At 43.5% G+C, this 20,735-nt stretch carries 20 protein-coding genes; 12 read left to right on the top strand and 8 right to left on the bottom strand.

The features are described from left to right. Positions 1 to 288 precede the first annotated feature (288 nt). The 7 genes from tnpA (at position 289) to accC (ending at position 5,487) form a co-directional block, all read left to right on the top strand. Positions 289 to 684 (top strand): IS200/IS605 family transposase, encoded by a 396-nt coding sequence (gene tnpA / locus M0N77_RS05955; RefSeq protein WP_353104328.1) that lies wholly within the window; start codon positions 289 to 291, stop codon positions 682 to 684. Then, positions 684 to 791, top strand: coding sequence for a helix-turn-helix domain-containing protein (locus tag M0N77_RS13195; protein ID WP_371834190.1), 108 nt, complete (start codon positions 684 to 686; stop codon positions 789 to 791). The genes tnpA and M0N77_RS13195 overlap by 1 nt, the downstream gene beginning before the upstream one ends. Then, positions 746 to 1,150 carry an RNA-guided endonuclease InsQ/TnpB family protein gene (locus M0N77_RS05960; RefSeq protein ID WP_371834220.1) on the top strand — a complete coding sequence of 135 codons (405 nt, stop codon included), beginning with the start codon at positions 746 to 748 and terminating at the stop codon, positions 1,148 to 1,150. Before M0N77_RS13195 ends, M0N77_RS05960 begins: the two co-directional genes overlap by 46 nt. Continuing rightward, complete coding sequence (locus M0N77_RS05965) at positions 1,137 to 1,838, top strand: RNA-guided endonuclease TnpB family protein (RefSeq protein WP_353104330.1); 702 nt, start codon at positions 1,137 to 1,139, stop codon at positions 1,836 to 1,838. Before M0N77_RS05960 ends, M0N77_RS05965 begins: the two co-directional genes overlap by 14 nt. Positions 1,839 to 1,941: 103 nt before the next feature. Further along, complete coding sequence (locus tag M0N77_RS05970; RefSeq protein WP_353104331.1) at positions 1,942 to 3,309, top strand: MATE family efflux transporter; 1,368 nt, start codon at positions 1,942 to 1,944, stop codon at positions 3,307 to 3,309. Positions 3,310 to 3,648: 339 nt separating this feature from the next. Further along, entirely contained in the window at positions 3,649 to 4,077 is a 429-nt protein-coding gene (gene accB / locus M0N77_RS05975; RefSeq protein ID WP_353104332.1) for an acetyl-CoA carboxylase biotin carboxyl carrier protein, read from the top strand. A gap of 48 nt (positions 4,078 to 4,125) precedes the next feature. Further along, positions 4,126 to 5,487, top strand: a complete 1,362-nt coding sequence (gene accC / locus M0N77_RS05980) for an acetyl-CoA carboxylase biotin carboxylase subunit (RefSeq protein WP_353104333.1) — start codon at positions 4,126 to 4,128, stop codon at positions 5,485 to 5,487. A gap of 152 nt (positions 5,488 to 5,639) precedes the next feature. Here the strand turns inward: accC and M0N77_RS05985 are convergent, their stop codons facing one another. Next, the gene (locus M0N77_RS05985) at positions 5,640 to 6,254 is read right to left on the bottom strand and encodes a hypothetical protein (RefSeq protein ID WP_353104334.1); all 615 of its coding nucleotides are present in this window, start codon (positions 6,252 to 6,254) and stop codon (positions 5,640 to 5,642) included. 252 nt (positions 6,255 to 6,506) lie between these two features. Next, positions 6,507 to 8,267 (bottom strand): 2-isopropylmalate synthase, encoded by a 1,761-nt coding sequence (leuA, locus tag M0N77_RS05990; RefSeq protein ID WP_353104335.1) that lies wholly within the window; start codon positions 8,265 to 8,267, stop codon positions 6,507 to 6,509. Positions 8,268 to 8,510: 243 nt separating this feature from the next. Here leuA and M0N77_RS05995 point away from each other — a divergent pair, with 243 nt between their 5' ends. After that, positions 8,511 to 9,032, top strand: a complete 522-nt coding sequence (locus M0N77_RS05995; RefSeq protein ID WP_353104336.1) for an Lrp/AsnC family transcriptional regulator — start codon at positions 8,511 to 8,513, stop codon at positions 9,030 to 9,032. Positions 9,033 to 9,180: 148 nt separating this feature from the next. Here M0N77_RS05995 and M0N77_RS06000 read toward each other — a convergent pair whose 3' ends face one another. The 5 genes from M0N77_RS06000 to M0N77_RS06020 form a co-directional block, all read right to left on the bottom strand. After that, the gene (locus M0N77_RS06000; protein ID WP_353104337.1) at positions 9,181 to 10,431 is read right to left on the bottom strand and encodes a YbfB/YjiJ family MFS transporter; all 1,251 of its coding nucleotides are present in this window, start codon (positions 10,429 to 10,431) and stop codon (positions 9,181 to 9,183) included. A 90-nt stretch (positions 10,432 to 10,521) separates the two neighbouring features. Further along, on the bottom strand, positions 10,522 to 11,850 hold the full coding sequence (locus M0N77_RS06005) for an AarF/ABC1/UbiB kinase family protein (protein ID WP_353104338.1): 1,329 nt from the start codon (positions 11,848 to 11,850) through the stop codon (positions 10,522 to 10,524). Positions 11,851 to 11,976: 126 nt separating this feature from the next. After that, complete coding sequence (locus tag M0N77_RS06010; protein WP_353104339.1) at positions 11,977 to 12,762, bottom strand: HesA/MoeB/ThiF family protein; 786 nt, start codon at positions 12,760 to 12,762, stop codon at positions 11,977 to 11,979. 45 nt (positions 12,763 to 12,807) lie between these two features. After that, complete coding sequence (gene prmC, locus M0N77_RS06015) at positions 12,808 to 13,683, bottom strand: peptide chain release factor N(5)-glutamine methyltransferase (RefSeq protein WP_353104340.1); 876 nt, start codon at positions 13,681 to 13,683, stop codon at positions 12,808 to 12,810. Between the two features lie 51 nt (positions 13,684 to 13,734). Continuing rightward, entirely contained in the window at positions 13,735 to 15,402 is a 1,668-nt protein-coding gene (locus M0N77_RS06020; protein WP_353104341.1) for an MFS transporter, read from the bottom strand. Positions 15,403 to 15,710: 308 nt separating this feature from the next. On the opposite strand from M0N77_RS06020, the gene M0N77_RS06025 reads away from it, so the two are divergent. The 4 genes from M0N77_RS06025 to M0N77_RS06040 all read left to right on the top strand — a co-directional run bounded on the left by M0N77_RS06025 (position 15,711) and on the right by M0N77_RS06040 (position 19,375). Beyond that, on the top strand, positions 15,711 to 16,640 hold the full coding sequence (locus M0N77_RS06025) for a LysR substrate-binding domain-containing protein (RefSeq protein ID WP_353104342.1): 930 nt from the start codon (positions 15,711 to 15,713) through the stop codon (positions 16,638 to 16,640). Positions 16,641 to 16,984: 344 nt separating this feature from the next. Beyond that, a complete protein-coding gene (locus M0N77_RS06030) occupies positions 16,985 to 18,004 on the top strand; it encodes an LLM class flavin-dependent oxidoreductase (protein WP_353104343.1) in 1,020 nt (339 codons plus the stop codon). A 48-nt stretch (positions 18,005 to 18,052) separates the two neighbouring features. Beyond that, entirely contained in the window at positions 18,053 to 18,217 is a 165-nt protein-coding gene (locus M0N77_RS06035; protein WP_353104344.1) for a hypothetical protein, read from the top strand. Positions 18,218 to 18,727: 510 nt separating this feature from the next. Beyond that, complete coding sequence (locus M0N77_RS06040; protein WP_353104345.1) at positions 18,728 to 19,375, top strand: hypothetical protein; 648 nt, start codon at positions 18,728 to 18,730, stop codon at positions 19,373 to 19,375. Between the two features lie 290 nt (positions 19,376 to 19,665). Here M0N77_RS06040 and M0N77_RS06045 read toward each other — a convergent pair whose 3' ends face one another. After that, entirely contained in the window at positions 19,666 to 20,718 is a 1,053-nt protein-coding gene (locus M0N77_RS06045) for a Gfo/Idh/MocA family oxidoreductase (RefSeq protein ID WP_353104346.1), read from the bottom strand. Positions 20,719 to 20,735 lie beyond the last annotated feature (17 nt).

Below are 20,735 nucleotides of genomic sequence, written 5' to 3' on the forward strand. Positions count from 1 at the left end.
GCTTTAGTCAATTGTTAAATCATAACTTTAGATTTTCCTAAAACCTTATCATTTGAGCCAGTTAGCGCTATAATGAGGCGGTATGAGCGTTATAGTAAGTTTGACGCTTATTTATTCTTCTTTTTTGACCCATCAATTCATCGCTTGGATTGATGGGTTATTTTTATTTTAACTAGTTACCGCAGAATTCCCCCACCTCTATAGGTGGTGGGATGAATGCGATACTTATTGATTTCGATGTTGCACTAAGTCATAATCAGTCTTAATCACTTGAAGCTATACATTGCTATGATACTAGACACTAATTCCCATTCAGTCTTTTTGCTAAACTATCACCTTGTCATGGTTACCAAGTATCGTCGTGAGGTGTTTGACGATGAAGTGTCAGATGCCGCCAAGTCAATATTTGAGCGCATTGGTGATAGCTATAAGATTGAGCTAATAGAGTGGAATCATGATAAAGACCATATTCATGTTTTATTCAAGGCTCACCCTAAAACGGAAATCAGCAAGTTCATTAATGCTTATAAATCGGCTAGTTCTCGCTTACTTAAAAAAGACTATCCCAAAATCAAAGAAAAACTTTGGAAGTCCAAGTTTTGGTCACAATCTTTTTGCTTAATCACTACAGGCGGAGCGCCTTTAGATGTTATCAAACAGTATGTTATTGATCAGGGTCAATAATGACAAAGCAACTCCTAAAAGCCTATAAAGTAAGATTGTATCCTAATGATGAGCAGAAAGAATTTTTTGCCAAGCCGCCGGCTGCACGCGCTTTATCTGGAATATGATGCTTGCTGATAAGATTGAGTATTACAACGAGCATAAGGTCGAGCTTAAAAACACCCCTGCGCAATACAAAAAAGAGTTCGAATGGCTTAAAGAGGTAGATAGCTTAGCACTAGCCAATGTTCAGCAAAACCTAAGGGCCGCCTATAGTAAGTTTTTCAAAGGCGCGGGCTTCCCTAAATTCAAGAAAAAGGGTCATCGTGATAGCTACACCACCAACAACCAAAAGGGCAGCGTGTCTACAACCAGTAATAGCGTTAAACTACCCAAGATTGGTCGTGTTAAAGCTAGTTTTCCAAGCAGTATAAATGGGTTGATAAAGAACGCCACAGTAAGCCGTAAGCCGGATGCCATCAGGTAAATACTATGTCAGCTTATTGGTAGAAACAATAATTGATGAACTACCCAAAACTGGCTCAAACATTGGTGTTGATTTAGGATTAACAGACTTCATCGTCTTATCAGATGGTAGTAAAGCTGCTAACCCTAAGTTTCTATCAAAGCTACAAGACAAGCTTGCGCGAGAGCAAAAAACACTAGCCAGAAGGCGAGAAATTGCCAATACTGAACAACGTAAGCTGTCTGATAGTAAGAACTATCAAAAGCAAAAGCTCAAGGTTGCCAAAGTCTATGAGAGGATAACTAACTGCCGCAAAGACTTTCTGCATAAACTCTCATTCAATCTCATCAAAAACCACGATGTGATTGCAATTGAGGACTTGAACGTCAAGGGCATGGTCAAGAACCGTAAGCTTGCCAAAGCCATATCAGATAGCTCATGGTCAACCTTTACCACGATGCTGGCTTATAAAGCAGAATGGTACGGCAAAGCGCTGATTAAAATAGATAGATGGTATCCATCTTCTAAAACCTGCTCAGGATGCGGTCACTTACTGATAAAAGATAAGCTATCTCTGTCAGTAAGGTCTTGGACTTGTCCTAGTTGCCAACAAAATAACAATAGAGACATCAACGCTAGCATAAACATCCTCAATGAGGGGTTGAAGCTGGCATCAATCAAAACCGTCGGTGCGGCGGGGTTAGCTTAGTCCATTTACCTAACCGCTGATACAAAGCATCGTATCAAGTAAAGGTATTACCTAAGAAACCCCTACCTCTTTAGGTAGCGGGTAGTTCATGCAGTTGCTAACTATGGTTTCCCCAATATCGTTTATAGATTTTAAGAGTTACAGCTTACGTTTAGGTGTACTCGCGCTCCCTATCTTAATCACTCAGTTTTGCCAAGCTGCCTTAGGTGTAGTTGATGCCATCATGGCCGGACGCGTCTCAGCACTTGATTTGGCAGCTGTCGCTGTCGGCTCTGGCATTTGGCTGCCGTTGTTTTTATTAGCGACTGGCATTTTGATCGCTACTACGCCGCTGATTGGTGAAGCCGTAGGTCAAAATAAAAACGAGCAAGTACCGCATATCACTCAGCAATCGCTTTGGACAGCTGGGGTCATCGGTATTATTGGTTTTATAATTGTCAATCTTATGCCCAGTATATTGCCAGTGATGGGCGTCCCTGAAAATATCCAACCTATCGCCGCGCAGTATTTGCATGGCGTGTCTTTTGGCTTTCCGGCGATGGCTGTTTATGCGGTGCTGCGTAGTTATTGCGAGGCTTTAGGCCGACCTGAGCCTGTGACTGTCATCAGTATTATTGGTTTACTCGCCGATATTCCATTGAACTATATTTTTATTCATGGGCTGTTTGGGATGCCGGAGATGGGCGGTGCAGGCTGCGGGGTAGCGACTGCTATAGTGCTATGGATTACAGTACTGTTATTGGCAGCTTATACCGCTTTTACTAAACGTCAGCAATTTGCCAGTACGCGTTTTTTCCTTGGTTTTAGTGCGCCCAATCGGGTACAAATCACTAAGCTGCTAAGGCTAGGTATTCCTATTGGTGTCTCTATCTTTTTTGAGGCCAGTCTTTTTAGTTTAGGAGCACTAGTCATCAGCCCATTAGGTGAGATCGCTACCGCCTCGCATCAGGTAGCGCTTTCGGTCACCGGCCAGCTATTTATGATACCGATATCGGTCGCTATGGCGCTGACCATTATGGTGTCCAATCGCTATGGCGAGAGAAACTTATTAGCGCTGCGTCATGTACAAGTGACTGGTCTTATTTGGACTATATTGATTGCTATTACTTGTATGCTTGGCATATGGTTTTTTCGCCCGCAAGTGGCCGCCGCGTTTACTGATAATTTAGAGGTACGAGCGCAAGCTATGCACCTGCTTATCTTTGCTCTTGCCTATCAGCTGTTCGATGGCTGGCAGGTCAATGTCGCCGGTATCCTACGCGGCATGCAAGATACCACTATACCGATGTGGGTGACGCTGTTTTGTTATTGGATCGTGGCGCTACCTTTAGGGATTTATTTGGTACGTTATACTGATACTGGCGCTCAAGGATTTTGGATGGCGCTAATTGCTGGTTTATTTTTAGCCTCTATTTTGCTGACTATACGTTTGCGTTATCAACAAAAACGCTTGGCGCTGCAGTGGAGCTAATCATCTTTATTCATTATTTGCCATAATAAGTCTTAAAGCTTTAAAATGACCTTGCCATAATAAACCGTAGCAGTACGACTAAATAGCTTATATTAAGATAAATCATCAGCAATTTATTGCTAACGCTGTCTATTAAGTCAATAAAATGTAAAAAAATTCAGTTAACAACTGTACATTGATTGCTCATTGCTGCGAAGATAGGTATCATGAGTCATTAATTATTGAATACTTTGTTACACTGTTAATCATAGGATTTGGAGTTAACACAGCTTCATCTTCTGTGCATGCTACTTTATTGAATTTAACTTTTTTGAACTTAAGCATAAGGTCTTTATAAAAATGGATATCGAAAAAATTCGCACGCTAATCGCCCTCATGGAAGAAAACGAGCTAGTCAATCTAGAAGTCAGCTCTGATGATGAGCATATTAGTTTGACTCGTCACTATGAAGCTCCTGCTCCGACCATGATGGCAGCACCAGCTGCTGGTGTCGCTCCGGCTACCGCTAGCGCTAAACCTGCGGCCAAAGCGGGCAGCGTTGAGACCTCTCCTATGGTTGGGGTGTTTTATGCTGCCGCTAGCCCTAATGATCCTCCTTTTGTCAAAGTCGGTCAGCAAGTACAAGCGGGTGATACGTTGGGTATCATCGAAGCTATGAAAATCATGAATCCTCTAGAAGCCACGCAAAGCGGGGTTATCGCTGAGATCTTGGTCAATAACTCTGAAGTTGTGCAGTTCGGTCAGCCCGTTATTCGCTATAAGGCTTAAAGACGGCATGTACCCTACTCTTAGAACGACTTTGACAAGGATGACCCCATGATAAAAAAACTGCTTATCGCCAATAGAGGTGAGATTGCCCTACGTATTGTCCGTGCCTGTAAAGCGCTCGGCATAGAAACAGTAGGCGTCTACTCCACCGCTGATGCTAATCTTATGCATTTACGCTTCGTTGACGAAGCGATATGTATCGGCAATCCAAGTGCTACTGAAAGCTATTTGAATATCGATACCATCTTAACGGCAGCTGAGATCTCGGGCGCGGATGCTATCCATCCTGGTTATGGCTTTTTGGCCGAAAATGCTGAATTTGCTGAACGTATTGAAGAAGCAGGGCTGACCTTTGTAGGCCCTAACGCCGATCACATTCGCTTAATGGGTAATAAAGTCTCTGCCATTAATGCTATGAAAAAAGCAGGCGTACCAACGGTACCTGGCTCTGTTGGCGCGGTAACTATCACCAACGCTGAAGAGCAAGCTCGCAATATTGGTTTCCCGCTTATCATCAAAGCGGCCTCCGGTGGCGGTGGCCGCGGTATGCGAGTCGTTGAGCGCTTTGATGAATTAGTAGGCCAAGTGCAAGCGGCAAGACAAGAAGCGGAGCTGTGGTTCGGTGATGATACCGTCTACATGGAACGCTTTTTGCAAAACCCTCGTCACGTTGAGATACAAGTGCTAGGCGATGGCAATGGTAATGCTATTCATCTGTTTGATCGTGACTGCTCACTACAGCGCCGCCATCAAAAAGTGCTAGAAGAAGCGCCTGCTCCAGATATCCCAGATGATGTGCGCCAGCCTATCTTAGAAGCTTGTGTGAAAGCCTGCAAATTAGTGAAATATCGCGGTGCGGGTACTTTTGAGTTCTTATTTGAAAATAATGAATTTTTCTTTATTGAGATGAACACGCGAGTGCAGGTTGAACATACCATTACCGAGATGATCACTGGTATCGACATCGTGGTTGAGCAGCTAAAAATTGCCGCAGGCTACGGTCTGTCTTATCGCCAAAGCGAGATTGAAGTTCAGGGGCATGCTATCGAATGCCGGATTAATGCTGAAGATCCTAGAACCTTCGCGCCCTCTCCTGGTACGATCACGCAGCTATATAGCCCAAGCGGTGCAGGCATACGCTTTGACTCGCATCTGTATCCTGGTTATGAGATTCCAAGCTACTATGACTCTATGGTTGGCAAGCTGATCTGTCATGGTCAAACTCGTAAGCAAGCCATTGCAAAGACTTTGCAGGCTCTAGATGAATTGATCATTGAAGGCATCAAGACCAATATTCCACTACATCGGGATGTTATCTTAGCTGATGAGAGCTTTGTGGAAGAAGCGCAAAACATTCATTACCTAGAAAGAGAGTTATTAGAGGCTAATAAGAAAGAAAAAGTCTCGTAGCCGTATAAGCCAAAAGTTTAACAATGAAAAGCCGCTGTCTACTGAGACAGCGGCTTTTTTACTTTATCGTCTTTGAACAAATAGATAACTTGCCCTTGAAAAAATAGATGACACCCTACGATATCAACAATGAAACTTATTAATAAAACTTATTAGGGCAGCACTTTTTTAAAAGTCATAAAGCACTCTTTACCTTCGGGATCAGCGCACCACTGCATCTGATTACCCTTATGATTCAGAAAGGCAATAAAAGACTCGCCACTTTGATCGACTTGATTACCTGAGCAATCTTTTTCATTATTATCATAAATAGTTTTTAGTGCAATAATAGGCAGTCCTTCTTCTAGATGAGTGACGATATAACGCCCATAGGTCCATTCTTTATCACTTACAGACCACATCTCATTATCAGCGCCAAAGTGATAAATCTCACGGCACTGCTTAGCATTAGCAGCGGACAGATCCATAGTTACATCGCTCGCTGGTTTATCTACACTAGGTTTAGCTCTAACAATACGCTGCTCACTTTGAGCAACAATGCCGCCTAAATTATCTATACTTATATCTGCCTCTTCGCTTCGCTGAACATTGGATATAGTACGCTCAAAGGTAGCATCAGTGCTATTATCAAGCTCAATCTCCCATTGGCCAGCGATAGCAGGGCTAATGTGAGTGGTAATAACCGCTTGGCTAACTTGTTCGCCAGCAGCCGGAAAAGTAGATAAAATACCTGCTAAGGTAAATGACGCAAATGAGAGGGGTTCCATAATCAACCTTTTTTAATTTTGTTTATTATCTATCCCAGCGTAAATCTTTGTCAGGCAAAAGACAAGTAACATTATGCGTTCCACCCCTACCCTAAGCTTTGCACGACGATGCATGACGGCAAGCTTAGGCCTTATTTTTATCAGTTAAGCAAACTCATACCCTAACGGGTAGCCTTTTTAACTAAAAAAACGTCATCACTCACTGCTAAGACAGTTTGTAATGACGTTTTTATTAGTGGCTTTTTACTAACACTAAGCCGCTGTAGTGACTGGTGCGGAAGCTTGAGCAAAAGCAGATAATGCACCCTTTAGCATCGCTGAGACGGTACTGCTACAAGTACCAATACCCGAGTAAACTTCGCCATCAACATTGAGCTGAATATAAGCGGCAGCGTTAGCATTAGTCTTATTATCGTTATCATCCTCTTCATCGCTACGCTGAGCGCTAATGGCATGCTCTGCGTAATTAATAATATGTAAAGATTTGCCAGTATGATGTGCAAGACCATCGATAAAGGAGGATAACGGTCCATTACCTTTGCCTTTGATAGTGATGACTTCATCATTCATCTGCACTTGCCCATCAAAGAACACCTCGCCGCCTTTATTATTTACCGTATAATCGAGCAAATCAAAATCGCCTTGTTGCAAATAAGTCTTCTCAAAGGTCTGTAAGATCTCATCGTTTTGCAACTCGCGAGCAGCATTTTCAGCTTGTTTTTGTACCACGCCGCTAAAGTCAATTTGCATCCAGCGCGGCAAGTTAAAGCCATAATTACGCTGTAAAATGTAAGCCACGCCGCCTTTACCCGACTGACTATTGATACGCACCACGTCTTGATAGCTACGACCAATGTGCGCCGGATCTATCGGCAGATAAGCCACATCCCAGAAGTTTTCGGTCTCATCGACATGCTTTTCGTTATAATCAAGCGACTTTTTAATGGCATCTTGATGCGAGCCACTAAAGGCGGTGAAGACCAACTCGCCGACATACGGATGACGCGGATGCACTGGCAGATTTGTGCATTCGGTTGCCACTTGTACAATCTCGCTCATATTACTAAAATCAAGCTCAGGATCGATGCCTTGGCTAAATAGATTCATCGCCATGACCATGATATCCATATTACCGGTGCGCTCACCATTACCAAGTAGCGTGCCTTCAATACGATCCGCGCCTGCCAATACCCCAAGCTCAGCGGCCGCTACTGCGCAGCCTCTATCATTATGGGTATGGAGGCTGACAATCACATGCTCACGCTGGGCGAGATTACGGCAAAAGTACTCGACTTGATCAGCAAAGACATTGGGCATAGACGCTTCAACTGTCGCTGGCAAGTTAAAGATAACCTCTTGGCCGTTTTGTGGTTGCCAAACCGCGCATACCGCGTCACAAACTTCTACCGCGTAGTCAGTTTCAGTCTGACTAAAGCTTTCGGGTGAGTACTGAAACACCCATTCCGTCTCTGGATATTTTGCCGCATAGTCGACTAATAATTGTGCGCCAGCAACAGCAATGGCTTTAATCTCGTCTTTATTTTTACCATAGACTTTTTCGCGCTGAATACGGCAAGTTGAGTTATAAACATGGACAATAGCGCGTTTAGCACCTTTTAAAGACTCAAAGGTACGAGCAATTAGATGCTCACGAGCCTGTACCAATACTTGCAAGGTCACATCTTCTGGTACGTGGTTTTCTTCGATAAGTTTGCGAGCAAAATCAAACTCCACTTGCGCCGCTGAAGGAAAGCCAATCTCAATATCTTTAAACCCTACGCCTACTAAAGTCTTAAAAAAGCGCATTTTTTGTTCAATAGTCATCGGATCAATCAGCGCCTGATTACCATCACGCAGATCGACACTTGCCCACATCGGTGCTTTTTCAATGGTTTTACTCGGCCAAGTACGATCCGTTAATTGCGGCGCAAAAGCAAAAGGACGATATTTGCGAAAGTCAAAAGCAGCATGCTTAGGAGTGATTTTGGCAGTGCGTGTGATCGATTCAGACATAATAAATCCTTAATGGTCTACAAGGTTTTGATGAATTTGAGTAGCTTATATAAAAAATAGATAAAACCTACCTTTATTATTACCTTAGCCTTATCATAGAAGAAAACTAAAGTTGATGTCATTATAATAACAAAGTTTGATAGGTGAAAAGCCGCTTATTTTAAGGTTTTTATTATGATTATTAGTGAATAATCACGTTCTTGTCTTTATAATTGTATTAATTCCCTAAATTTTGGACAAAGCATGTCTAATACTATTATACAAACCAACCAAGCCTCTACTAATCCGCTCCAAAGCAACTCATTAGATTATACTCTCGATGAGACCGACAGACGACTATTACAGCTATTGCAAACCGATGCGCGTATCAGTATTACCGAGCTTGCTGAGCGCGTCAATCTATCGGCGACGCCTTGTGCGCGTAGGGTTAAGCGTTTAGAAGATAGCGGTATCATCACCGGATATCATACGCAAACGGACGCACAAAAATTAGGCTATCCCCTAGCTGTTTTTATTGCGGTAAGTATGGATCGTCATACCGCTGAGCGTTTCGAGCAGTTTGAGCGAAAAGTACAAAGTTTCAATGAGGTGATTAGCTGTAGTATCGTCACTGGTCGCAGTGAGGATTATTTGATAAAGGTACGGGTACGTGATATGGCGCATTACGAAGAGTTTTTATTGCACCGTCTCAACCGCATCGAAGGCGTGGCGCAAGTCCATACTAGTTTTGAGTTACGTGAGATATTTAGCCGTAGTATTGTTTAGTCCGTTTAATAAAAGAGAGATGTTGTAAAGCTAGTATTCATATTTTGCAGCCTCTGTCAGCGTAGACACAGCCAACGTAGACACAGCACGCAAAAAATATTTGTACCAGTCTCGCGCTATAATACTGTGTATCTACTTTATAAAGTATCTAGCCTGAGCGGACAAGAAGCTGCCGTTTAAATAATACTATCAATATAAGACTAAGGATCAGGCCTACTCCTGCGACTAGTAATCCGGCATCAAAGTTGTCCTTAGCGCCAGCTAAAGCCACGGTTACTAATGGCCCTAAAAATTGCCCAACCGCGTAGGCTAACGTGGCAAGTCCTATCAATAAATTAGAATACGCAGGATTCATATTTTTGATGATATTTAACGTCATCGATACAATACCAACAAAGGTTGCGCCCAAAATAGCGGCATTGACATACAAGCCAACCGCGCCCTCAAACCATAAAGGCACGAACATTCCAAGCGCTTGCAGCAAGGTCAGACCCATCAAGGTTTTTATCTCGCCAATACGCTTGGCAAGCGCGCCCCATAACGGATTCGATAGCATGGCAAACACCCCAACCACCAGCCAAATAAGCAAGCCGGCATGAGTCTGGGTAGGCAACTGCTGCACCGCCATCACGGGTAAAAAAGTCGCTGAGGTAATATAACCAAATCCTGCCAATACATAGCTCAGCGACAATAGTGAGATGGCTTTGGTTTGGCCGATAAGCGCCTCATACAGCGAGTGCTTAAAATTGACATAGGTCTGTTTGATAGAGGGCTGCTTTTTTGCCTTATCAGCTGCTGATATTTCGGAGTTAGGTCGAATAGCATAGAGCAATAATAACAGTGGCAGACTACTCAGCCCTGCTACTAACCAAATACTATCAAAATGTAGATCAAGGCTAAGCAGCCACCAAGTCAAGATAGCGGAGGCGCTAATACCGACCCCGATACCAGCGTAATGGACAGTCGATAGCAAGGAGCGCTTATTGATACTAAAATTTTGAATAACGTAGGAGGAGCCTAGTATCATCCCTATGCCACTAGCGATACCCGCTAACAGACGGATGATATACCACAAACTCAGCGGCATATTAGGTATAAACAACAATAAAGTGGTGACGATACTCAGCAGCGTACCAAGCATTAAAGCTCGCCACGTCAGACGATGCGGTACAAACATCGCTATCAATGAGCCGATAAAGTAGCCCATATAATTGATAGATGCCAGCCAGCCGGCGATAGTGGTTGACAGCGACAGCTCACTCATAATATCAGGCAAGGTGGCGGTAAATAAAAAACGCCCATAGCCCATTACTACTGCTAGGCAATACAGCCCTATCCAAGCAATAAGCGTCTGATTGGTAATAGTAGGGATTAGGGAATGCGGCGCTACCTTTGCCATAACGAATTCCCTATCGTAACGGCTGTTATCACCGCAGCACCTCTCTGCGCCAATTTATACTCACAATCCACCATCCTTGGTTTTATTTTACTATTGGCTAATAGCTTCAGGCTGTCCTAATATCGCTACCCGCTGATCGCTAAACATATCCATATCCGGCGCTAGCGCGCGCATAAAGCGATCAAAATATAACAGCTGCTTAGTGAGTAAAGCAAAATCGCGCGGGAAATGAATACCGTGACGCTTACCGACATCGACGATCTCAAGCATCATCTTGTTGAGCTCATCGGCTTGCTCTTTACTATTGAACGGTACGCCGCTAGTAAAAGCCATATCTTCGGCCATAATAGTCTGCATCATACGCTGCAAGTCAGTTGTAAGCGTCGCCACATCGACATCACTCTCGCCTTTAGTCATCTCCATATCGATCATATGGCGCGCCATAGCCTGATAATCATTATCTTGCAAAGCCTGCATCATACCCATACAAGCGCGCCAGCTTTCAGCTTTTAGCTTACCGACGATACCAAAGTCCAAAAAGCCGATGCGTCCATCGGTCAATAGCATCAAATTACCAGCGTGCAAATCAGCATGGAAGCTGTTGCATAGCATCAGGCTTGCAAACCAAGTATTTAGCGTATCTGCCATCACCTGCGCGGGGTCACTACAGTACTGACGCATAGCGGTTTCATCAATCATCGAAACTCCATGCAGACGGCTCATAGTCAGCACCCGCTTGGTGGTCAGCTTATCATAAACCTCAGGCGCAACGACTCGCGTGTTGCCGGATACCGCTAAAAACTGCTGAAAGTCTCGGATATTGCTAGCCTCGGCGATAAAGTCTGTCTCAGCGAGCATCCGCAGACGAATCTCATCAATAATAGGCGCGATGCTAGCAAACTTCATCGAAGGCATCAGTAGCTCAAGCAGCTTAGTGACGCCATGCAGCACGCCCAAATCAGTCTGCATAATAATCTCAACGCCAGGCTTTTGTACCTTAAGCACCACCTCATCGCCGCTGTGCAAACGCGCTACATGTACCTGAGCAATAGAAGCCGAGGCTAGCGGCTGCTGTTCTATATCTGCAAAGATATCAGTTAGCGTCTGACCATTAATCGCTAGCTCCTCTTGTAGTACTTGCTCGATATAACTATAAGAGATCGGCGTAGTTTGATCCAAAAAGCCTTGAAAAGCCTCGACATAATCGCGTGGAAATAACGACGGCGTACTGGCGATAAATTGCCCAATCTTGATATAAGTGGTGCCTAATTGCTCAAAGGTTTCTTTTAACAAATAAGCATCGGGCTTTTCACCCTTTGCTACCCTCAGCGCTGACAAGCCTGCTACACTAGCGGTTTGACGAATGCGGTTAGCGACATTGAGACTATGCTTTAATAAATGCGGACGATGTAATTTCATAAATGACAACTGTTTTGATAAAAAGTATAAATAGCGAGTAGGTTTTAGACTTAATTATAAATCACTAAAAATAATAAGCGATTTAAACGAATTTGGAGTTTAAAATTAAACCATTAAGTAATGAAGCTATAAGGCACACACAGAGCACTGCGCGTCCTGACGATAACCCATCAAACGCTGCTGCATACGGCTGCCATCCCACAATAATAGCTTGCCTGTCAGCGGATTATTACCAACACCTAAATACTGTAGCGCTGCGTTAGCCTGCAAATTACCCATGATAGCGGTAGTGCTGGCTAGCACCCCTGAGTTGGCACAAGTGCGCTCGTCTACTGCCGCGTCCATACCGCCGAACACACAATGATAACAGCCTGAGTGCAACTGCGGTTCAAACAGCGCAAGCTGCCCTTGCATAGCAATTGCTGAGGCGCTAAGCAGTGGAATCTGATAACGCACGCTAATACGATTAATAATATCACGAGTCGCAAAATTATCAGTACAGTCTAATAATAAATCAGGTTTGCCAGCGGCTAGCTCTAATAGCTCATAGGCATTGTCTAAGGTTAGCCGTGCCACTGACCCTCTCGCTTTTATAAGAGGGTTAATCTGGTTAAGCATCTTTGCAGCCGTTAGCGCTTTGGCTCTACCAATATCACTTGGCATGAATAAGCTTTGACGCTGCAAATTACTCGCTTCAATCTCATCATCATCAATCAGATGTACTTGTCCAAGTCCTGCTCGAACCAAAGTCTCAGACGCCGGGCAACCAAGACCCCCCGCCCCAATCATCACTATACGCGAAGACTTTAGCCGCAATTGAGCTTCGATATCCCAGCCCTCAAGCAAGACTTGCCGGGCATAACGCATCAACTCATCATCGGTTAAGAACGGATTATCTGTTGCCTGAGTCATATTTATTACCAAAGTAAGATGTTAATAAAAAGCATAAAAAAATAATTAGCTAAGCTGACCAAGAGTGACCCTATCATTACCGCCATAATCTTGCACTGTCGCCACCGACTCAAAGCCTGCTTTATTAAACAAATCTCTAACCGCTGCGCCTTGCTCAAAGCCATGCTCAATCGCTAATAATCCAGCCCCTTGCAAATAATTAGGCGCTTGCTCGACGATATGTTCAATATCGGCTAAGCCTTTATTAGCTGCACTCAAAGCGCTGATAGGCTCAGCTTTTAACCCTTGCAAGTGCTTATCACTTTCATCGATATAAGGCGGATTGGAGACGATAATATCAAAGCGCTTATCTGCCTCGCGCGATAGCTGCTCGTACCAGCTACTCTTTATAAATTCAACGGTAGTGTTATTAGCCGCAGCATTATGACGCGCAACCTTTAGCGCCTCGGTAGACAGATCAACGGCGACCACTTGCCAGTTTGACGGTTTTAGCTCATGAGCCAAACTAATAGCAATACAGCCTGTACCCGTACCCAAATCAAGGAGGCGTTTTGGTGAATTATCAGGTGCTTGCGCCTTTATCCAATCAAGCGCTTGCTCAACCAAAATCTCGGTATCCGGTCTGGGTATTAAAGTATGCTTATTAACCCTAAAATCAAGCGACCAGAATGCTTGGCTTCCGGTCAAATAAGCAAGCGGCGTCCCTTGCTGCATCTGTTCAATACCAGCGTTAAACTGCGCAAGCTCGCTATCGGTAAGCGGATAATTCTCCTCAGTCAATAAAGATAGCGCAGGCTTATCGATAACGTATAATAGCCAATCAGTCAGCCAAAATGTCGGTACAGCTAGCGCTTTAGATAGCTGCAAGGCGTCATTTTTGATCTGCTTTATAGTTTTTTTCTCTACTTGCGGCGCGCTCATAGTTTACTCTTATTTACTGTTTATACTCATTGACTAACTGTGATAGCGGCTTTATTCTGCTGCGCGTGGCGGCTCATTGGTCTGAGTTAGATTAGGATTGGCCTTTATCAAATCAACACCTTCTTTGCCATTATCGCTGTTATCCCCGCTATCATCATCGCCCCCATAAATATCATCATTATCGCCAATAACAATATGCTTATCGACCAAATAAATGAGCGCTAAAATAGGAATACCGGCGGCAAAGGTGAACATAAAGAAGAACGGATAACTGGTACTATCAACGATGGTGCCGGAATAACCGCCTATTACTTTGGGTAATAACGTCATAAGCGATGAAAATATTGAGTACTGCACTGCCGTGAAGCGAATGGAGGTCAGCGCGGATAAAAAAGCAATAAATACGGCACTGGCAAGACCGGCCGCAAGATTATCCAAGATGACAGCCAAATACATATAAGGCAAACTACCCGGATGATAAGTCAAGAGTATAAAGAGCAGGTTGGTCACGCAAGCAAGGATAGCGCCGACCATCATCGCGCGCATAATACGCATTTTTTGCGCGAGTATACCACCTAAAAAGCCTCCCCCAATCGCCATAATAACGCCAACTAACTTGACCGCATTGGCGATATCGACCTTGGTAAACTGCATATCTTGATAAAAGACGTTGGAGATGACCCCAGCGACAATATCAGAGATACGGTAAAGACCGATCAAAGCTAGTAATAATAAAGCCTTCATACCATAGCGCCGAAAAAAATCAGCAATCGGCTCCACCCAAGTGGTGCGAGCAAACTCTGGCGCGACTAAATTGGCTTTTACCAAACCGTAACCTATAGCGATAGCCGCCGTCAAACTCGCGGTCATACGTACCACTTCAACTAAAAACCCTGAGAACACGCCTTCGGTTTCAGGAAGCACAGCGCCTGCATTGGCAAAGACTAGTACAAAGCCTATCACCGAGATGGCAAATACCATAACCAGACGCGCATAATCAGAAGTCTCACGCTCAACTAGCACTTGCTGGCTGATAGGCTCATGGATAATTAGCGTAGTAATAACGCCAACGCTCATCACTCCAGCCATAATCCAATAAGTATTACGCCAAGCCTCATAGCTATAAAAAGCTTCTGTGGAGCCAAAATAATCCGCTAAGTACAGAGCGCCTGCACCCGCAACAATCATCCCTAGTCGATAGCCGGTGACGTACATCGCGGACAGTACCGCCTGTAAGCTTGGCGGTGCCAGCTCAATGCGATAAGCGTCAATGACAATATCTTGCGTCGCTGATGAAAAGCCTAATAACACTGCTCCCACTGCCATCAATACTAGGCTACCTTGATTAGCAGGATTGACACTTGCCATAATACAAATAGCAGCAATAATCATCAGCTGCGACACCAGTATCCAGCTACGCCTACGGCCCAATAACTTAGTCAATATCGGCAGCGGTACCGCATCGATAAGCGGCGCCCAAATAAACTTAAAAGCGTACCCTAGAGCAGCCCAGCTAAACATCGTCACCACGCTACGATCAATACCTGCTTCTCGTAGCCATAATGAAAGACTTGAGAAAATAAGCAAGATAGGTATCCCAGCTACAAAACCCAAAAACAACATAATAATCGCCCGGCGATCAAGATAAGCCTTAAGGCTTTCACTCAATGACTTTTTGGCGACAGGAGGCTCAGGCGGTATAGATTTGACAGCGGACATAACAGCTCACCACAACAAGGATAAATAAAATTGAATTATGGTACTTGAGAACGCTTACTATGACTAGACTTTATAGTGATATATTTGCATTAATCTGTTTGTCTAAGCGCAAGCTGTTTTTTATCTATCACAGCCGTAACTCAATGTAGTTTAAGCTTACTGAACCCTAGCTGTGAAAATTACACCCACAAAACCTTTCATATTCCAAAATAGTATAAATAGATAGCTATCTAGTATATACAAGAATAATAGCTTTGTTTTACACTAGGCGCTTACGCCCGTTAAGCTTTTTATTTGAGGAATAAGTTATGGCAATCGATGTAGTGGTGAATCAGCGACACCTGCAAATTCAGCTCAAGCAGCTAGAAACTGTGTGGCACACCGTTATCAATGGCTATAATTTAAGCCAAGCGGCAACCGTGCTACATACTAGTCAATCAAGCTTATCTAAACACATTGCCGCGCTTGAAAACCAGCTAAAGACGGAGGTTTTTGTCCGCCAAGGTAAGCGCTTAACCGGTCTAACAGCGATGGGTACTGCCCTATTGCCGCACATTGAAGCTATTTTTGCTGAGATTCGTACTATTGAGAATTTGAGCCTTGATTTTAATAATCCTAGTACAGGTACTTTGACCATTGCCACCACCCACACCCAAGCGCGTTACGTGCTACCGCATGTGGTTAAGGAGTTCAAAGATCGCTTTCCCAAGGTCAACCTAATCTTACAGCAAGCGGACCCTGAAACTATTGCGCAGATGGTCATTCGTGGTCAGGCAGATATTGGTATTGCTACCGAATCTTTATTACACAATGACTATCTACGCTGCTATCGCTATTATGATTGGACGCACCGTATTATTGTGCCCAAAGACCACGAGCTTGCAGGCTTAGACACTATCGATTTGCCGACGCTTGCCAGCTACCCTATCGTCACCTACCATGGCGGCTTTACTGGCCGCGGTACCATTGACAAAGCCTTTAGTGAGGCAGGGCTTGAGCCTGATATTGTACTATCAGCGCTCGATGCTGATGTGATTAGTACCTATGTTGGACTCGGTCTAGGCGTCGGTATTATCGCTGAGATGGCCTTTGAGCCGAGTCATTATCACAATTTGACAGCTATTCCAGTCGATCATTTCGGGCGTTTTACTAGTTGGATGGCGGTACGTGATGATGCAGAAATTCGCCAATATGGTCGTGCTTTTATGGAGCTCTGTCAAAAGCAGTTTAGTGAGTAGCTTTTTAAATAGTAGCTTGTTAAATAGTAACTACTCTACGCATAGCTAATGAGCACTTTTATCTATAAAAATTCAACGGCATCGTTATCAGCAGATAGCGGTGCCGCTTGCTTTTTATACTATTATTTCTCCTAAAAACTGTATTTCACTCCTGTACAACCATCACATTATTAAGATTTGTTATTACCTCATACTCTGACCTTGATATTCACTATAACTGCCCCATCATACTAATTATTGAACAATCAGTAGGCAGTCACGTCAAACTAGTGCCTTCTATAACTATAATTGAATACAAATATAATAATGTCGTTGAGACACGGCATCATAACAATAGGTGAATCATGAGTAATACAATCCCTTTGTCATTTTTAGACCTAGCGCCCGTTCCTGAGGGTAACACCATCGCTGAAGGTATCGCCCAGACTGTTGAGACCGCACAACAAGCAGAGGCAGCCGGCTTCAACCGTTATTGGATGGCAGAGCACCACAATATGCCCGGTATCGCTAGTGCAGCGACCTCGGTGCTACTATCGCATATTGGTAGTCAAACCAAGCGCATCCGTATTGGTGCAGGCGGTGTGATGTTACCTAACCATGCTCCGCTGGTCATCGCTGAGCAATTTGGTACCTTGCAAGCACTCTATGGCGACCGTATTGATTTGGGCTTGGGCCGCGCCCCTGGTACAGATGGAGCGACTTTTCAGGCGCTACGTCGGCAAATGAAAGATGCTGAGCGCTTTCCGCAAGATGTACAAGAACTGATGTATTTTTTGGGCAATGATACTGATAATAGTCCTGTACAGGCATTCCCAGGCGCCAAATCAAACATTCCCATTTGGATATTAGGCTCATCATTATTTGGGGCGACCCTAGCTGCACATTTGGGTCTACCTTATGTGTTCGCTTCTCATTTTGCCCCGCAGATGCTTGGTCAAGCCATCACTGCTTACCGTGAGCAGTTCAAACCGTCGGCTTATTTAGATAAGCCTTACGTGATGTTAGCTGCGAATTTATTACTTGCTGATGATGATGAAACGGCAAACTATCACTTTAGCTCCGCTCAGCAGAGCTTTGTAAGGCTGCGCCGCGGTGAAAAGGGACAAATGCCAAAGCCTGTCGCCGATATGAATACTATTTGGAGCCCTGCGGAAAAAGCGATGGTTGATGCAGCGTTATCAGTCTCGTTTGTAGGGTCTGTCGAGACGGTTCAGCCAAAGCTTGCCGCCTTTATTGATAAATACCAGCCCGATGAATTGATTGTCACTGCTAACATTTATGATCAAGCAGCGCGCTTGCGTTCACTAGAATTAACAGCTTATCTAAATTTGTTTACTTTACAATCTACTAGCGCCCCTGCATAATTATTACATAAGAAGATATTCTTTGATAATAATAAAAGGGAATTGAGTATGGAAGTTACTAACGTTATGGGTGCCTCATTATTTATTGGTACTTCAATATTTGTATACATTGTCGCTTTTATCCTAGTTTTAGTGTTTTTTGGTTATTTGACTTATCGCGTTAGTCCTAAAGGTAAAGCGCGCCGGGAAGCAAAACGTAATAAACGTCATTAACAAAGGGGTTAGAATTTAGCGAGTTAGAATAGGCGACTAATTATAAATAAAAGTCCCAAATAAAAGCCTCCTACTCAATAAAGTAGGAGGCTTTTTTATAAGGATTTTAATCGATTAAAATTAGCTTGCATTAATTTAAATGTCGTTAATTTAAATAGGTGTAATGGACATTTTTCATGCTGGCGTAGGGTCTAACGCTATATACTGTCTATATTTGCAAGGAATCAACGCCATGAATCAAAAAACTGCCCTTTTTGTCGTGATAAACACACCAAGAAGAACGGACGCAAGCTTGGTAAACAGCAGTATCAATGTCTCGCTTGCAGACGGCAGTTTTTAGGTGGCACAAGACTCAATAACCAGACCCTTTGGACGGAATACACTCAGGGAAAACAGACCTATAAGCAACTGGCTGATAAATATCACTGTAGTCTTAAAACCATTCAAAGACGCTTAGATAAAGTCAGTACCCAGTATCAGATTAAGCGACCAAAGACTGCTAATATCATCATGGACACCACTTACTTTGGTCGCAAGTTTGGTTTAATGGTCTTTATGGACAATACCACTAAAGCCGTTCTTTACTACGCGATAGTGAGTCATGAAACCAACAGCGCCTACAAACAAGGAGTGGATCATCTAGCATCGTTAGGCGTTGATATACAAAGCATCACCTGTGATGGTAGACGAGGACTGCGTACGTTATTCACCCGCACCCCTTGCCAGATGTGCCAGTTTCATCAGGTGCAAATAGTGACCCGCTACCTCACTCGTCGACCTAAGAACATTGCTAGTATCGAGCTTAGACGACTTACTTTAGAAATAAAACTGCTTGATAAAGAGGCGTTCATACAGCGCTTAGATCACTGGTATGTGACTCATGAAGCCTATCTTAATGAACGTAGTACCAATGATGATAACAGTAGAACGTGGTACACGCATAAGCGCCTTAGAAGTGCTTATCGTAGCCTCAGAACCAATAGTGATTGGTTATTCACTTATCAAGAATATAAGCATTTAGACATACCAAATACCACCAATTCTCTTGAAGGATTATTCAGTGAGCTCAAGCGACAATTACACAGTCATCATGGTCTAAATAATTACCGTAAATTACGGTTTATTAAAGACTTTTTAGGGTCAAAGTCTCTCAAATAGCATGAGTTATGTCCATTAGCGACTACCTTCTACTTTTTAGCATGAATTTTGTCCATTACACCTTTAAATACTATTAATTTTAATTCTATTAATTTTAATTCTATTAATTTGAATAAGTACTATTTGTTCTATAGTCGATACACTTTAAAAATGACATAGCGCTGCTGGGATGAATTTTGTGCAGGCTCGAATGCAAGCAGCACGCCAGCAAAATTTACATCAGTAGCGCGCTTAAATCTATAACAGTTTTACTTTCAACTGACTATATGATAAATAGGACGCTTAAGCTTTTAAGATAAACAAACGCCTATATTTCTTGCTTGCGCTTGCTTGGCAAGGTACAAAGCGACAGCGGCATCAAAACTTGCAGCACCAACGGACTTAAATAAAGTAATGCCTGCTGAATTTTTATCTATTTTTTCAGCACCTGTTGTTATTAGCCCCTGCAAGTCCCCACTGAGATTATCCCACCTCCAAGGACAATCAGACGCTTCATCAGCTTGAATTAAGTCGCCCGCTTCGTGCCTGCTACTCGCTTTATCGTCCACTATTACCATACTACTAGCGGCAATAACCTCATTGCTAATCTCTTTCATGCTAGGCTGATAGGCTCCTACCGCATTAATATGGACGTCAGGTTTGATATGCTCAGCACTAAATAAACCTTGTGTAGCGCGGGTCGCTACATTAATGATATCTGCATTCTTTATGGCTTTATCTATGTGCTCACAAACATCTAACTCCAAATCCCATTGGCTATAATCTTCACTAAACCGTTGTTTAAACTGCTCAGCCCTTTTTGTATCTCTATTCCATAAGTAGACTTTTTTGATCGTTGGTCGCACTGTTAGTACAGCGTTCAATTGCTCATAAGCCATACCTCCGCAGCCAATAACGGCGACAGTTTCGCATTGTTGTTTTGCCATATGTTTAGTAGCAATAGCGGATAGCGCGCCTGTTCGCACTTGGGTAATATAAATACCATCCATTACTGCTAATATTGCGCCTGTAGCATTATTAGAAACGGTAATCAGCGCGGTGGTAGTTGGTAGCTTACGGCTAGGATTATCCGGACAGATAGTCACTAATTTGACAGTGGCATATTCATTTTCGCCATCATAAATAGTCGCTGGCATGGACAGGTGTGATCCTGAGCTCGGCTTATCTTCATTATGCTCAGTATCTGCTAGCATATCCTCACTGAAAGTTTTTATTACTAGCCGCTCAGGTGCTTTTATCCAGCTCGGATGATTAGTCTGTACGTGCAATAGTTGCTCGATAGCCTCTATCGCCGCCGGCATGCTCAGATGATCAATCACTGTTTGTTTATTCAGCCAGTTCATAGTTTACAATCCTTAGA

The organism is Psychrobacter sp. AH5, assembly GCF_040371085.1.
Classification (GTDB): domain Bacteria; phylum Pseudomonadota; class Gammaproteobacteria; order Pseudomonadales; family Moraxellaceae; genus Psychrobacter.